Below are 14,566 nucleotides of genomic sequence, written 5' to 3'. Positions count from 1 at the left end.
ATTATTTCTCCTGTTGCTCAGGTTTCCACGTTCTTACGCCCCAGATCACGAAGCCAATGATAAAGAACGCACTCGGTGCAAGAAGGAATAAACCGTTCGGTTGATACCAACCACCATCCTGAATCGTTTGTAATATCGGGAAACCGAACAAACGACCTGAGCCGATTAACTCACGCAAAGTCGCCACAATTAAGAGAATAGCGCCGTAACCTAAACCGTTACCGATACCGTCAACAAAACTCTCTAATGGACGGGATTTCATAGCGAAAGCTTCTGCACGCCCCATGACGATACAGTTGGTGATAATCAAACCGACGAATACCGATAATTGTTTGGATAAACCGTAAGCAAAGGCTTTTAACACTTGGTCAACCAAAATTACCAACGACGCGATAATCGCCAATTGCACAATGATACGAATACTATTCGGAATATAGTTACGAATCATTGCAATGAACATGCTGGAAAAACCGGTTACCAAACATACCGCAATTGCCATGACTAACGCCGTTTGTAATTGGGTGGTCACCGCTAATGCGGAACAAATTCCTAAGATTTGTAGTGCAATCGGGTTGTTTTTCGCGATTGGATCAAGCAAAAGTGCTCTTAAATTGCTTTTTGCATCAGCCATTATCTTGCCCCCGCTTTAAATTTTGCTAAGAATGGACCAAAACCGTTTTGACTAAACCAATAATCAAATGAGCCTTGTACGCCGTTTGAAGTCAAGGTTGCACCGGATAACGCGTCAATGCCGTGTTCTTTGTCGGAAGAGGCGTTTTTGGCAATACGAATCGCCACATTTTGGTTATCATCAAACAGTTTTTTATCAACGAAAAATGCCTGCCAGCGCGGATTGGCAATTTCACCGCCAAGACCGGCGGTTTCACCTTGGTCATAATAGGTAATACCTTTAATGGTATTGGCATCCGGCGCGACGGAAACAAAACCATACATAGTGGACCATAAGCCGCGACCATACATCGGCAATACTACTTGGTTTACCGTACCTTGCTCATCTTTTACCAAATAAACCACGGCCTGTTTCGCCCGCACTTTTAAGCCCGCCTTATCCTGGTCAGCAGGAATCGGCTGACTAAGTGCGGTGTCTTTTATCGCCGCTTTCGGATCAAACTTTTCGGCTTCTTCTTTTGTTGCCTGAACGAAATCACCGCTTTGTAAATCCACCAAACGAGGCTCGATAAATTTGTTGTAAGTCTCTTTGATAACGGAAGCGTTATCTTCTTTCATTAAACCGGCAACAGTTAAAATATTGCGTTGAACGTCAAGGGCTTTTTGTTCATCCTGTTTTGATTTAAGGGCAACGGCGGCACCTGAAACCACAATAGAACAAACCAGACTCAATAACACAACAACGGTTACGGTGCCACTTACGCTATCTTTATTAAATTTAGCCATTTGTTCTTGCTCTCCGACGTTTGATATTTGCCTGAACCACGATGTAATCGAAAATCGGTGCAAATAAGTTTGCAAATAAAATCGCTAACATCATCCCTTCAGGATAAGCCGGGTTGATGGTACGAATTAACACCGCCATGACACCGATCAATGCACCATACCACCATTTACCGGTGTTAGTGAATGAGGCTGAAACAGGGTCCGTCGCCATAAACACCATACCTAATGCAAAACCACCTAATACAAGGTGCCAATACCAAGGCATTGAAAACATATGGTTAGTTTCTGAACCGATTAAATTAAACAATGTTGAAGTTGCAATCATACCGATCATCACACCCGCGATAATGCGCCATGCCGCAATACGGGTGAACACAATAATCGCACCACCAATTAAAATTGCTAAGGTTGACACTTCCCCCATTGAACCCGGAATATTACCAATGAAGGCATCCATCCAAGAAATTGATTGACCGGTTACAGTATGCTGCAATGCGTCTTGACCGCCTTGTGACCATTGTGAAAGTGCAGTCGCACCGGAGAAACCATCTGCCGCAGCCCATACTAAGTCACCGGAAATTTGTGCCGGATAAGCAAAGAATAAAAAAGCACGACCTGCCAATGCCGGATTCATAAAGTTACGACCGACACCACCAAAAATTTCTTTTGCCACCACGATACCAAAGCTGATACCAAGTGCAGCCTGCCATAATGGCAATGTTGGCGGAACAATTAAGGCAAACAGAATGGTTGAAACAAACATCCCTTCATTCACTTCATGACCGCGCACCACAGAGAATAATAATTCCCAAATCGTACAAACAGTGAAGACGACTAAATAAATTGGTAGGAAAAAAATTGCACCAAGTGCCATTTTACTACCCCAGCCTGCATTTAAAGTTAAATCTAACCCTAAACCATTTGCCAACGCATAATGCCAATTGCTTGAAATCAGCTGCTCTAAATTACCTAATTGATTTAACGCAGGAATTGCTTGGTTACCCACATTGTACATGCCATAAAAAATTGCAGGGAACAATGCAAGGAAAACAGTGATCATCATACGTTTTGAGTCTAACGCATCACGAACATGCGTGTTTTTGTGGGTTACCGTACCCGGTGTATAAAGCAAGGTATAAATCGATTCAAAGATCGGATAAAGCTTGCTGTATTTACCGCCCGGTAAAAACGCGGGTTCCATTTTTTCTAAAAGATTTTTCAAACCCATTTTTAACCTTCCTTCTCAATCTTATCTAACGCTTGACGCAAGATTGAACCATATTCATATTTGCCCGGGCAAACAAATGAACAAAGCGCTAAATCTTCTTCATCCAACTCCAAACAACCTAATGCTTGTGCACCATCAGTGTCGCCTGCAATCAAATCACGTAACAATAAAGTTGGTAAAATATCCAGCGGCATCACGCGCTCATAACTACCGATCGGCACCATTGCGCGTTCACCACCATTTTCGGCAGTTGTAAAGTTAAATAACTTTTTACTAAAATGACCCAATACGGTCCGGGTAATGGAATATTTATTTGGTTGAGGTGTAATCCAGCCAAACAACTCTTTTTCATTACCTTCTGCAATTACAGACACCTGCAAGGCATAACGACCTAAATAATCATGTGCACCTTTCGCGGTATTACCACAAAGTACAGAGCCTGAAATCACACGATTTTCACCCGCACTTATCTCATCTTTGGTTAATTGAGAAAGATTTGCACCGATCACGGTACGGACCAAACGTGGTTTTTTCACTTGCGGGCCGGCAAGAGAAATCACACGTTCAGTGTAAAGTTCACCGGTGGTGAATAATCTACCGATAGCAATTACATCTTGATAGTTGATATACCAAACGGTTTTCTGAATGCCGACAGGATCGATAAAGTGAATATGGGTACCGCTCAAACCGGCAGGGTGAGGGCCTGAAAATTCGTTCACAATCACATTACTTGCATGTGATCCTGGAATTTTATTGTCAGGCGCTTTACATAAATGAATGTTACCTTCATGTAAACGGCTTAACACCGTTAAACCATTTACAAAATCATTTTCCGCTTCGGCAATCACCACTGAAGGATCCGCCGCTAACGGATTCGTATCCATGGCATTGACGAAAATAGATGAAGGTATGCTATCTACTGCAGGCACTTTACTGAACGGACGGGTACGAAACGCTGTCCACAAACCCGATTCCTGTAAGTTTTTACGTACTTGCTCAGCGGTTAACGCGCTTAGCTCAGCCGCCGGGTATTTATCGAAAGAAAGCGCAGCATCGCCTTCAATTTTAATCACTACAGACTGTAACACGCGCTTCTCGCCGCGGTGAATCGCAGTGATCATGCCGCCGGCAGGTGCGGTAAAAACAACGCCCGGATTCTTTTTGTCTTCAAAAATCACCTGACCTTTTTTCACCACATCACCTTCGCGAACCTTCATAGAAGGGCGCATTCCCACATATTCTTCACCAAGCAAAGCAACTTCGCTGACCGCATTACCGTCACGGATTACCTGCTCCGGTTTTCCTGCAATAGGAAGATCCAAGCCTTTTTTAATCGTAATCATATTGTTTGCACTATTTTTGCCAGATTAAAATACAGCAATAACCGAAAGGTTATTACCTCGTCTTGAGTGATGGTTGTTGAAATGATTAAAGAAGAAAGCGACGAAATACCACATTACGCCCGAATAACCACTCTCCAACCGATAAAAATAAAACTCAAATTCTGTATTGATTTTACGGACTTCCGCGCCCATAAAAACGTTAAATTTTTGCTAAAATAAACGCTTTATTTTAACTAAATAATAACGTCCACGCCACTTTGAAAGCCGTCTGTTTGCGCATTTTTCGTGAAAATATGCACTTTTCTTGCACAAAATCAATTTTTGCATTTTTCGCGCATAATACCAAAGAGGTAGATTATTGCCCCACGCCGGTACAATTTGGTGATTTCGGGAATTGTTGCCCTAAGGCCTTCCACTCGGATAACGTATAAAGATGGAGCGCCAAGGCATGAATGCCTTGCTGCAAATCCTGTACTAAGAATTGGTAAATTTTGCGATGACGGGCGACTTTACCGATCCCCTCAAATACATCGCTCACTAACACCACTTTGAAATGCGAATCGGCACCCCGCCCGGAACTGTGCATATAACTTTCGTTTTCAACCGCAATAAAGTGCGGTCGAAATTCCTGCCGTAAGCGCTGTTCCAATTCTTGTTGTTTTGTCATAATCATCTGTCCTCAAAAAACAATAATTAAGCCCCCGGTACTATACTTTACGCCGTAAGTTTGTAAGAATAGCCTCGTTTTATTTAATATTATCGAGGATATTATGAAATTTAAGATGAAGTCTCTTACCCTGGGTGCGGTTTTACTTTCCGGCGTATTATTAACCGGCTGCCAAAGCGAACCGAACACACTCACCTTCACCCTGGCGCCACCGAAAGCCTCAATGAATGTCAACCAATCCGCCGTGGTTTATGTCACCACCCGCGATTTGCGTAACACCCCGGAAATCAGCAGTTATGTAAAAGACGGACAATTACTCAAATTATCCGCCTCACCGGAACTGACCCAATTGTTCCAACAAATTGAACAACAGGATTTGGTCAGCAAAGGCTTCCGTATCGGCATGGCGAACAATTCCAATGCTGCCGTCACCGTAGATATTCAGCAATTTTATGCCAAAGTGAATCAAGGCAATTTACGCTACGACATTGACAGCAAAATTCAGCTTGCCATTCATGTTCAAGGTCGCAGAGGTCAATTCACGAAAAATATAAATGCCGGGCGCACGCACTCCGGTGCATTTTTCGCGCGAAATTCGGAAATTCAAAAAGTGTTAGGCGAAACCTTTAATGAAGTGGTGGAATCAATTTATAAAGACCAGGAAGTTGCTAACGCCATTAATCAATACGCCAACTAAAAAACTTTTCTAAAATCCACCGCACTTTACGCTTAAAAGTGCGGTAGATTTTTCCGGTGTTTTTTAATTTGCCCCCACACAAAAGCGTAAAACCGGAAAAAAACAAAAGCCGCTAATTTCTTAGCGGCTTTCTCGAATTTGGCTCCTCCTGCTGGACTTGAACCAGCGACATATGGATTAACAGTCCACCGTTCTACCGACTGAACTAAGGAGGAATAGTGGTGCCTCGAGGCGGAATCGAACCACCGACACGGGGATTTTCAATCCCCTGCTCTACCGACTGAGCTATCGAGGCAACTCGTCAGTGGTGCGTATTAAACGTTTTTTTCTATTTCAAGTCAATATCTATTTTTGAAAATAGTGAAAATTATTAACTTAGTTGCGCATTTAACAAGCGAAACGTATATAAACGCTACATTTTCAACAAATTTATTGACTTCTCATATAAAATCATGCTCATTTAAAAAGACCTAAGGTGGGCATAATAAAATGGCGATCAATTAACGACGCACACGATAACTCTTCTGTGCTTTATCCACTTTAACCAGGTAATTTCTCGCCTGTGCAGACGGATGGTTGGTAGTTAAAATTCGATATATCTGTTCCGGATAAAGCCGGTTGATTTGCATTATCGCCACATCTTTATCATCATTGAACACACGCAACACCGCACCGGCACCGCTGTTATAGGCGGAGATCATCGCAAAGCGTTTCGAGGTCGGATTGGTAATGCCGTCCAAATATTTATTTTGCAGCAACCATAAATAAGAGGCGCCAGTATCAATATTTTTCTCCGGATCGAACAAGTAAGCCTTGCTTGGCTGACCGCTCATGCCTTTCATTTGGAACACATCACGCCCTGCGGTATGCGGCACTACCTGCATCAGTCCCATCGCGTTCGCATAACTGATGGCATACGGGTTGAAACTGGATTCCGTTTGCATAATACCGAGAATCAGGCTTTCATCCAGCCCGTAATGACGCGCCACTTTACGCACGATCGGCAGGTATTTTTGCGCCCGCACTTCAACGTGGTTGGCAATCATCGGAATCACCACGAACTGTACCTGATGGCCATTCGCCAAACGGCGGGTTTGCAATTTATTCCGAATTAAATAAGTAGCGAAATTGCCTGCAGTAAATTGATCTATAATTGACTCGCCTTGATTATCAATCACCTGCCCCACTAAAAACGGGCGGGAACTAATCGGCACATCGCCGGAAGTAAATAAATCAATACCGTTGGCATCGGAACCCATCAACAACGTATGCACAATGGCATTATGCAAACGGTTTAAATCCGCTTGCGTTTCAATGGTAATCAACCCTTCGTCGAAACTGACGTGGCTACGGGTGTAGTAACGATCCGTATATTTCACATAGTCTTTGCGGCTCGCCACCAATAACTCATTAACCCCCCAAATGCGGTCGATATTATTGGCGAATTGTCCGGTTAAAATATCCAATCCGCGCGTATCTTTCGCAAAGGCCTCATCATAATCCAATCCCTTTTTATATGACATACCGCCACCACACGCATACAAAAAAGGAATCAAGGCTAAAATCAAATATTTCTTCATCTTTATTCTTTCGCTTCCGGCGGTGTATAACCTTCAATATGCACATCTTTGCCTTCAAACAAAAAATTCACCATTTCCTGCTCCAGCAGTTTGCGGTGCTCCGCATTCATCATATTTAACTTTTTCTCATTCACCAGCATGGTTTGTTTTTTCATCCACTCGCCCCACGCCTGTTTACTAATAGAATCAAAAATGCGTTTGCCCAATTCGCCCGGATACAATTGAAAATCCAGCCCTTCGGCTTCCTGTTTTAAACGCTCACAAAACACCATTCTTGCCATAATGATTCCTTACATATTGAGTTAATAAATTCTTCACGGGCGCTGCTAACCCGATAGGTTCAGGATTTTGTGGATCATACCAATATTTAACCGCACTTAATAGGTCTGATTGATATTCCCCCGCCGTTTCAGCCACTTTTTGCCGGTGGGAACGGTTCTCTTCCGCCAACGCTTTCGGCGTGTCCACTTGCGCATAAATCGGATAAATATCCAGATGGAAATGGCTGAAGGTATGGCGAAATGCCGTCCACTCCTGATATTGCCGAATTCCGTTTGCCGCTAAATACGCCAGCAATTCCTGCTTCTCGGAAAATTGCGGAAAACAGTACAACCCGCCCCATAAACCGGCATTGTCCCGTTGTTCCAACGCAATTTTGCCATCTTTTTCCAACAGCAAAAAATAACTTTCCCGCTCCGGCAAGACTTTCTTCGGTTTTCTGCCGGGATACGCCTGCCAGTTTTGTTCGGCGTTCGCCTTGCAATCGCTTTTCAGCGGGCAAAGTTCGCATTTCGGCTTGGAACGGGTACACACCATGGCGCCGATGTCCATCATCGCCTGATTAAAATCTGCCACCTGTTCTGTCGGCGTCACCTGCGCCGTTAAGTGCCACAAATGATCTTCCGTTTTCTTTTCGCCCGGCCAGCCGCTCACCGCAAAATAACGGGACAGTACCCGCTTCACATTGCCGTCCAAAATCGGATAAGGCGCATTTAAACAAGAAGACAACACCGCCCCCGCCGTGCTGCGCCCCACGCCGGGCAACGCCCATACCTGTTCAAATTCCGTCGGGAATTCGCCGCCGTGTTGATCACGCATGATCTGCGCCGCTTTATGCAAATTGCGCGCCCGCGCGTAATAGCCCAAGCCCGTCCACAAATGCAACACTTCGTCCAAAGGCGCATTGGCAAGTGCGGTCAAATTCGGGAACGTTTTTACAAAGCGCTCGAAATAAGGTATCACCGTCGTCACTTGCGTTTGCTGCAACATTACTTCAGACAACCAAACGCCGTATAAAGTTTTATTTTGCTGCCACGGCAAATTTTTCCGCCCGAACTTGGCGTACCACGTCAGCACGGCGTGGGCAAAAGGCGCATTGGAAGATGATTGAGCCGGCATAAATCCTGATAATTCAATAAAAGTGCGGTTATTTTTAACTGTGTTTTTCACCCCGTGGGCGACATCAAACCGGCAGAGTTTAACACAAAGCGCAAACCTTCTTCACTAAAGATTAACAAATGCGTTTTTTGTTTCATCGGCTAAATTGCTAATCATAAGGAAACCGCCTATAATCAGCCGCTAAAATTTTCCGCACACAACAATTTCAAAGAACGCATGTTAGAAACCCAATCATCAGATTCCATACAACCGACCTTTGCCGACCAAAAACGCAAAACCGTTGAATCCGCCGAATTTACCGCCGATGGGCGCTACAAGCGCAAAGTCCGCAGCTTCGTGTTACGCACCGGACGTTTAAGCGATTACCAAAAAAACGCCATGAACCAAAACTGGGCGACATTCGGCTTGGACTACCAACCACAACCTTTTGATTTCCAAGCGATTTATGGCAACGACAATCCCGTGATTTTAGAAATCGGCTTCGGCATGGGCAGTTCGCTGGTGGAAATGGCGGCGCAAAATCCCGATAAAAACTATTTGGGCATTGAAGTGCACACCCCGGGCGTGGGTGCTTGTATTGCATACGCCGTGGAAAAAGGCGTGACCAATTTGCGTGTGATTTGTCACGATGCCACCGAAATTCTGCGCGACAGCATTGGCAATCACAGCCTCGGCGGGTTACAACTGTTCTTCCCCGATCCGTGGCACAAAGCCAGACATCACAAACGCCGCATTGTGCAACCACATTTTATTGACGGTTTATTGAACAAATTACACGAAGGCGCCTTTATTCACATGGCGACCGACTGGCAAGACTATGCCGAACACATGCTGGAGGTGCTAAGCCAATACCCGCAGCTGCGCAATACCTCCGTCGCTAACGACTATATCCCGCGTCCCGATTTTCGCCCGCTGACTAAATTTGAACAACGCGGTCACCGTCTCGGGCATGGCGTGTGGGATTTGTATTTCGTCAAATCATAATTTCACCAACCCCAACAGAAGGAAATCATCATGGCTATTAAACGTAATCAAAGACAACGCAAAAAAATGCACCTCGCCGAATTCCAGGAATTAGGCTTTTTAGTGCAATGGCAATTCGCCGAGGGCACTTCCGTAGAACAAATCGACAACACCGTCGACCGCTTCATCAGCGAAGTGATCCAACCAAACGGCTTGGCATACGAAGGCAGCGGTTACTTACATTGGGAAGGCTTGGTTTGCCTGGAGAAAATCGGCAAATGCGACGCGTCTCACCAAGAATTAGTGAAAAACTGGCTAACCCAAAACGGCTTACAACAAGTGGAAGTGAGCGAGTTGTTTGATATTTGGTGGGATTATCCTGCGAAAGACTAATTTGCTTTATTAAAGTGCGGTTATTTTTCAAGTGTTTTTATTAAACAAATTTAAAACACATTAAAAATTCACCGCACTTTTATTCACTCCTACGACCAATTTAAACTGATAATTATTTGCATTTCGGAAATTAGACTTTTAGAATAAAAATATTCATGCAATTTTAATATGTTGCAGAATAAACCATCGTATAAAGAACATTTAAAAGGAGTTTTCAAATGAAGATTAATCAATTCAAACTTGCAGCTCTTGCTACTGCGTTAGCTTTCTCTACTGCCGCTTTCGCCGACATCACTGTATATAGCGGTCAGCATAAAGAAGGAGCAAAAGCTGTCGCCGATGCTTTTACCAAAGAAACCGGGATTAAAGTAACACTTAACAGTGCGAAAAGCGAGCAACTTGCCGGTCAGTTAAAAGAAGAAGGCGATAAAACCCCTGCCGATGTCTTCTATTCGGAGCAAACTGCACCATTTGCTGCGTTATCCGAAGCGGGATTGTTAGAACCGCTTTCTGCCGAAACCATTAAACAAATAGAGTACAAAGGCGTGCCTGTAGCGCCAAAAAAAGACTGGATTGCGTTAAGTGGTCGCTCTCGTGTAGTGGTTTATGATAAAAATAAACTCTCTGAGAAAGACATGGAAAAATCTGTATTGGATTACGCCACGCCGAAATGGAAAGATAAAATCGGTTATGTGCCGACTTCCGGGGCATTTTTGGAACAAGTTATTGCTATCACTAAATTAAAAGGTGAAAAAGCCGCGTTGGATTGGCTGAAGGGCTTAAAAGAAAATGGCAAACTTTATGCAAAAAACAGCGTAGCACTCCAAGCGGTAGAAAACGGCGAAGTTCCGGCAGCACTAATTAATAATTATTATTGGTATGCTTTAGCAAAAGAAAAAGGCGAAGATAAACTAAACTCCCGTTTATATTTCATTCGCCATCAAGACCCGGGTGCGTTGGTGACCTATTCCGGCGCTGCAGTGTTAAAAGGATCGAAAAATAAAGAAGAAGCGAAAAAATTTGTGGATTTCTTAGCCGGTAAAAAAGGTCAGGAAGCCTTTACTGCTGTGCGTGCAGAATACCCACTACGTCCTGACGTACACTCTCCATTCAACATGGAACCTTACGCAAAATTAGAAGCTCCTGAGGTCAGCGCAACCACTGCAAAAGATAGGGAAAATGCCAATAAATTGATTGAACAGGCAGGATTGAAATAACACACCCAAAGAAGAAAGGTACGCTTTCCACGCGTGCCTTTCTTTTCTGCTAAATAACAATATAAAACAAAGGACTTTCCTTGAACCGTCGCCTCCCATTCTGGCTCACCATTTTGATTCTACTTATCAGCCTGCCGTTACTGTTGCCGTTTTTGTATGTTGTCGTACGGGCAATTGAGGTAGGTTGGGATCGTAGTATTGAACTGTTATGGCGTCCCCGCATGTGGGAATTATTAAGCAATACCCTGCTTCTGATGGTTTGCGTGACCTCCGGTGCCATTACCCTTGGCACTTTTTGTGCATTCTTGCTGGAGCGCTATCGTTTTTGGGGAAAATCCTTTTTTCAGGTGTCAATGACATTACCCTTGTGTATCCCTGCCTTTGTCAGTTGTTTTACTTGGATTAGTCTTACTTTCCGCGTTGAAGGCTTTTGGGGCACTATCGGAATTATGACCTTAAGCTCGTTTCCTCTTGCTTATTTACCTGTCGCTGCCACTTTAAAACGATTGGATCGTTCACTGGAAGAAGTCAGTTTTTCCCTTGGCAAGAACCTAAGCTACACCTTTTGGCACGCTATTTTCCCGCAGCTAAAACCGGCCATCGGCAGCAGTTTTTTACTCATTGCGTTACATATGCTGGTGGAATTCGGTGCGGTATCCATTCTCAATTACCAAACCTTCACTACGGCTATTTTTCAAGAATACGAAATGTCCTTTAACAACAGCACGGCGGCATTACTTTCAGCAGTATTGATGGTGATTTGTGCCTTTATTGTCTTTGGTGAAATTTTCTTTCGTGGACAACAAACCCTTTATAACAGTGGCAAAGGTGTCGTCCGTCCTTATCCTGTAAAAAACTTAAGTGGTGGCAAACAAGCACTGATTATCGTCTTTTTCATGACGATCCTTATCCTCAGTATAGGCATACCTTTTACCATGCTGATTTACTGGCTGATAGTGGGGCATTCTATTGAAAGTGCGGTCGATTTCCATGCTTTTTTTGAAGCCTTCAGTAACTCATTGGTCATTTCGGCTTTAGGTACAATACTGACCGTCGTCTGCGCCCTGCCTTTGGTGTGGAGTGCCGTGCGCTATCGTAGCCGTCTCACCATCTGGATTGATCGCCTGCCTTATTTATTGCATGCCGTACCGGGCTTGGTTATCGCATTGGCATTAGTATATTTCACTATCAACTACGCCTATTCCTTCTACCAAACCTTTCTCATGGTGGTCATCGCCTATTTAATGCTCTATCTGCCTATGGCACAAACCACCTTGCGTAGCTCTTTGGAACAAATCTCCGACAAGATGGAAAAAGTGGGACAAAGTCTCGGCAGAAGTCATTTTTATATTTTCCGTACACTCACCTTTCCCGCAATTTTACCTGGCATCGCCGCAGCGTTTGCATTGGTGTTTCTAAATCTGATGAAAGAACTTACTGCTACTTTATTGCTCACCCCAAATGACATCAAAACCCTCTCTATTGCTGTCTGGGAATACACCAGCGACGCCCAATATGCCGCCGCCACGCCTTATGCCGTAATGCTTGTACTCTTTTCCGGTATTCCGGTGTTTTTGTTGAAGAAATATGCGTTTAAATAGGAACGACTCACACTTATGCAAATGAACTTACCATTGCTTCAAATCGACCATCTCAACAAATATTTCGGGCAAACACATGTTCTGCACGATATTTCGTTGCAACTTAACAGTGGAGAAATCTTGTTTTTATTAGGTCCCTCCGGCTGTGGCAAAACCACATTGTTACGTGCCATTGCCGGCTTTGAACAGCCTGATAGCGGCGAAATTCGCCTAAAAGAGCGGTTGATTTTCGGTGCAAATTGTAATGTGCCGACCCAACAGCGCCATTTAGGTTATGTCGTGCAAGAAGGCGTGCTATTTCCTCATTTGAACGTATATCGCAATATTGCTTATGGCTTGGGTAACGGCAAAGGTAACAGCCCGAAAGAACGCGCACGGGTTGAACAGGTAATGTTGCTTACCGGTATTGTTGAACTTGCCGAACGTTTTCCTCATCAGCTTTCCGGTGGACAGCAACAACGCGTAGCGCTCGCTCGGGCTATCGCCCCCAATCCTGAATTAATTTTGCTGGATGAACCCTTTAGTGCCCTGGATGAACACCTGCGCCAGAAAATTCGTCACGATATGCTGCAAGCCCTACGCCAAAGCGGCACCTCGGCGATTTTCGTCACCCATGATCGCGATGAGGCCCTACGTTATGCCGATAAAATCGCGGTGATCCAAGACGGGCGAATTTTACAAATCGCTGATCCGCACACCCTTTATCACGCTCCGCAACACCTCGCTGCCGCTACCTTTATCGGCGATGCCATCACATTACCCGCAACCTTAAATAACGCTTCAAATGCACATTGCCAACTCGGTGATATTCCCATTATCGACAAAAGCGGCGGACATGCTACCGGTACGCTGCTCCTGCGCCCGGAACAATTCAGTCTGCTAAAAACACCGAAAAAACCCACCGCACTTTTTAACGCGATTATTAAACAGGCAGAGTTTAGAGGCAAAACAACCATTGCTCAGATTAAGGTAAATGGAGTGGAAGTGAATTTAGAAGAGCGTTATAGCGAGGGATTACGTGTTGGTGAAGAAGTTGAGATTTATTTATATGGCGAAGGGTTATTTTATGAATAATCGGCGGATTCCCGGCTTACTTAAATCCGGATTGTTATTGAGATGTTTTTATCCACATAATAGGAATCCAAAATCCCTTTTAACTTACGCCCATCATCACAGCACTTCACCATCTCAAACAGGTCAGCGGCTTCTGCGTATTCATATTTTAAATACTGCAACCACTGCTTAATGCGCGCCACATGATAAAACCCGCTGTCATGGCAGTTTTCCAGTGCGGCGTATTTACGCAGAATCGGCATGATTTCAGCCCAGCTTAAGGGCGCGGCATTACGTTTCAACACCCGACTTAAATTCGGGATATTTAACGCACCACGCCCCACCATCAGATCCTCGCAGCCGGTGACGTCGCGGCATTGTTGCCCGTCCGCCCAACGCCAATTTCGCCGTTGGCGATAACGGGAATCTTCAATTTTTGACGGATTTCGCCGATTTTTTGCCAATTGATGCGATCGGCGCGGTAGCCATCGGTTTTGGTGCGTCCGTGAATGGCGATTTCCGTGGCGCCGCCTTGTTGTACCGCGTCGGCAATGTCGTAAGCGAATTCCGTAGAATCCCAACCTAAGCGCACCTTCACGCTAACGGTGTGATGTTGCGGGACCGCCTGACGAATGGCTTTGGTGGCTTGGTAAATGAGTTCGGGTTGTTTTAACAAGGAAGCGCCGCCGTTACTGCCGTTCACCGTTTTCGACGGGCAGCCGCAGTTTAAATCCACGCCGTGGGAACCTAATTGAACGGCAAGTTCGGCATTTTCCGCCAACCATTAGGGATGTTGTCCAAGAAGTTGCACGCGCACCGGCGTGCCGCTTGGGGTGAAGCCCCGTTGGTGTAACTCGGGGCAAAGGCGATAAAACACTTTCGGCGGAAGCCGTTGATCCACCACGCGCACGAATTCGGAAATGCACAAATCGTAATCGTTCACTTCCGTTAATAATTGACGCACGAGCGGATCAAGCACGCCCTGCATGGGGGCTAAAATAACGCGCAAA

At 44.8% G+C, this 14,566-nt stretch carries 14 protein-coding genes, 2 tRNA genes and 1 pseudogene; 6 read left to right on the top strand and 11 right to left on the bottom strand.

Annotated features, from left to right (window positions below; translation table 11 throughout):
* Position 1: 1 nt before the first annotated feature.
* The 5 genes from LIN98_RS03885 to LIN98_RS03865 all read right to left on the bottom strand — a co-directional run bounded on the left by LIN98_RS03885 (position 2) and on the right by LIN98_RS03865 (position 4,654).
* Complete coding sequence (locus LIN98_RS03885) at positions 2–631, bottom strand: NADH:ubiquinone reductase (Na(+)-transporting) subunit D (protein ID WP_005542950.1); 630 nt, start codon at positions 629–631, stop codon at positions 2–4.
* Positions 631–1,416, bottom strand: coding sequence for a Na(+)-translocating NADH-quinone reductase subunit C (locus tag LIN98_RS03880; RefSeq protein WP_005542948.1), 786 nt, complete (start codon positions 1,414–1,416; stop codon positions 631–633). The genes LIN98_RS03885 and LIN98_RS03880 overlap by 1 nt, the downstream gene beginning before the upstream one ends.
* The gene (locus tag LIN98_RS03875; RefSeq protein ID WP_005568237.1) at positions 1,409–2,644 is read right to left on the bottom strand and encodes an NADH:ubiquinone reductase (Na(+)-transporting) subunit B; all 1,236 of its coding nucleotides are present in this window, start codon (positions 2,642–2,644) and stop codon (positions 1,409–1,411) included. Before LIN98_RS03875 ends, LIN98_RS03880 begins: the two co-directional genes overlap by 8 nt.
* Before the next feature lie 2 nt (positions 2,645–2,646).
* Positions 2,647–3,987 (bottom strand): Na(+)-translocating NADH-quinone reductase subunit A, encoded by a 1,341-nt coding sequence (locus tag LIN98_RS03870; protein ID WP_005546187.1) that lies wholly within the window; start codon positions 3,985–3,987, stop codon positions 2,647–2,649.
* Positions 3,988–4,342: 355 nt separating this feature from the next.
* Positions 4,343–4,654, bottom strand: a complete 312-nt coding sequence (locus tag LIN98_RS03865; RefSeq protein WP_005546193.1) for a BolA family protein — start codon at positions 4,652–4,654, stop codon at positions 4,343–4,345.
* A gap of 103 nt (positions 4,655–4,757) precedes the next feature.
* Here LIN98_RS03865 and LIN98_RS03860 point away from each other — a divergent pair, with 103 nt between their 5' ends.
* Positions 4,758–5,351 (top strand): YajG family lipoprotein, encoded by a 594-nt coding sequence (locus LIN98_RS03860; protein WP_005590416.1) that lies wholly within the window; start codon positions 4,758–4,760, stop codon positions 5,349–5,351.
* 139 nt (positions 5,352–5,490) lie between these two features.
* Here the strand turns inward: LIN98_RS03860 and LIN98_RS03855 are convergent.
* The 5 genes from LIN98_RS03855 to mutY all read right to left on the bottom strand — a co-directional run bounded on the left by LIN98_RS03855 (position 5,491) and on the right by mutY (position 8,329).
* Positions 5,491–5,566 (bottom strand) — tRNA-Asn (locus LIN98_RS03855).
* A 4-nt stretch (positions 5,567–5,570) separates the two neighbouring features.
* Positions 5,571–5,646 (bottom strand) — tRNA-Phe (locus tag LIN98_RS03850).
* A 205-nt stretch (positions 5,647–5,851) separates the two neighbouring features.
* Complete coding sequence (gene mltC / locus LIN98_RS03845) at positions 5,852–6,931, bottom strand: membrane-bound lytic murein transglycosylase MltC (protein ID WP_005546197.1); 1,080 nt, start codon at positions 6,929–6,931, stop codon at positions 5,852–5,854.
* Between the two features lie 2 nt (positions 6,932–6,933).
* Positions 6,934–7,212: an oxidative damage protection protein gene (locus tag LIN98_RS03840; protein ID WP_005542927.1), complete on the bottom strand. Its 279-nt coding sequence runs from the start codon at positions 7,210–7,212 to the stop codon at positions 6,934–6,936.
* Entirely contained in the window at positions 7,190–8,329 is a 1,140-nt protein-coding gene (gene mutY, locus LIN98_RS03835; RefSeq protein ID WP_005546199.1) for an A/G-specific adenine glycosylase, read from the bottom strand. Before mutY ends, LIN98_RS03840 begins: the two co-directional genes overlap by 23 nt.
* 216 nt (positions 8,330–8,545) lie before the next feature.
* Here mutY and trmB point away from each other — a divergent pair, with 216 nt between their 5' ends.
* The 5 genes from trmB (at position 8,546) to LIN98_RS03810 (ending at position 13,577) form a co-directional block, all read left to right on the top strand.
* Entirely contained in the window at positions 8,546–9,313 is a 768-nt protein-coding gene (gene trmB, locus LIN98_RS03830) for a tRNA (guanosine(46)-N7)-methyltransferase TrmB (RefSeq protein WP_005546201.1), read from the top strand.
* 30 nt (positions 9,314–9,343) lie between these two features.
* On the top strand, positions 9,344–9,685 hold the full coding sequence (locus LIN98_RS03825; protein WP_005546203.1) for a YggL family protein: 342 nt from the start codon (positions 9,344–9,346) through the stop codon (positions 9,683–9,685).
* 218 nt (positions 9,686–9,903) lie between these two features.
* Positions 9,904–10,902, top strand: a complete 999-nt coding sequence (locus LIN98_RS03820; protein ID WP_249856163.1) for an iron ABC transporter substrate-binding protein — start codon at positions 9,904–9,906, stop codon at positions 10,900–10,902.
* Between the two features lie 80 nt (positions 10,903–10,982).
* Positions 10,983–12,503: an ABC transporter permease gene (locus tag LIN98_RS03815; RefSeq protein ID WP_005546207.1), complete on the top strand. Its 1,521-nt coding sequence runs from the start codon at positions 10,983–10,985 to the stop codon at positions 12,501–12,503.
* A gap of 15 nt (positions 12,504–12,518) precedes the next feature.
* Positions 12,519–13,577: an ABC transporter ATP-binding protein gene (locus LIN98_RS03810; RefSeq protein WP_005569034.1), complete on the top strand. Its 1,059-nt coding sequence runs from the start codon at positions 12,519–12,521 to the stop codon at positions 13,575–13,577.
* Between the two features lie 20 nt (positions 13,578–13,597).
* Here the strand turns inward: LIN98_RS03810 and dusC are convergent.
* Positions 13,598–14,565, bottom strand: a pseudogene (dusC, locus tag LIN98_RS03805) (tRNA dihydrouridine(16) synthase DusC).
* Position 14,566: the final 1 nt, after the last annotated feature.

This window comes from Aggregatibacter actinomycetemcomitans (genome assembly GCF_023518055.1).
GTDB lineage: Bacteria > Pseudomonadota > Gammaproteobacteria > Enterobacterales > Pasteurellaceae > Aggregatibacter > Aggregatibacter actinomycetemcomitans.
The sequence above is the reverse complement of the archived record's forward strand: the minus strand, read 5'-3'. Positions and strand labels throughout refer to the sequence as shown.

Coding starts and splice junctions, on each gene's coding strand:
- trmB (WP_005546201.1), top strand. CDS start 8,546: ATGTTAGAAACCCAATCATCAGATTCCATACAACCGACCTTTGCCGAC.
- mutY (WP_005546199.1), bottom strand. CDS start 8,329: ATGCCGGCTCAATCATCTTCCAATGCGCCTTTTGCCCACGCCGTGCTG.
- LIN98_RS03825 (WP_005546203.1), top strand. CDS start 9,344: ATGGCTATTAAACGTAATCAAAGACAACGCAAAAAAATGCACCTCGCC.
- LIN98_RS03820 (WP_249856163.1), top strand. CDS start 9,904: ATGAAGATTAATCAATTCAAACTTGCAGCTCTTGCTACTGCGTTAGCT.
- LIN98_RS03875 (WP_005568237.1), bottom strand. CDS start 2,644: ATGGGTTTGAAAAATCTTTTAGAAAAAATGGAACCCGCGTTTTTACCG.
- LIN98_RS03840 (WP_005542927.1), bottom strand. CDS start 7,212: ATGGCAAGAATGGTGTTTTGTGAGCGTTTAAAACAGGAAGCCGAAGGG.
- LIN98_RS03880 (WP_005542948.1), bottom strand. CDS start 1,416: ATGGCTAAATTTAATAAAGATAGCGTAAGTGGCACCGTAACCGTTGTT.
- LIN98_RS03860 (WP_005590416.1), top strand. CDS start 4,758: ATGAAATTTAAGATGAAGTCTCTTACCCTGGGTGCGGTTTTACTTTCC.
- LIN98_RS03870 (WP_005546187.1), bottom strand. CDS start 3,987: ATGATTACGATTAAAAAAGGCTTGGATCTTCCTATTGCAGGAAAACCG.
- mltC (WP_005546197.1), bottom strand. CDS start 6,931: ATGAAGAAATATTTGATTTTAGCCTTGATTCCTTTTTTGTATGCGTGT.
- LIN98_RS03810 (WP_005569034.1), top strand. CDS start 12,519: ATGCAAATGAACTTACCATTGCTTCAAATCGACCATCTCAACAAATAT.
- LIN98_RS03885 (WP_005542950.1), bottom strand. CDS start 631: ATGGCTGATGCAAAAAGCAATTTAAGAGCACTTTTGCTTGATCCAATC.
- LIN98_RS03865 (WP_005546193.1), bottom strand. CDS start 4,654: ATGACAAAACAACAAGAATTGGAACAGCGCTTACGGCAGGAATTTCGA.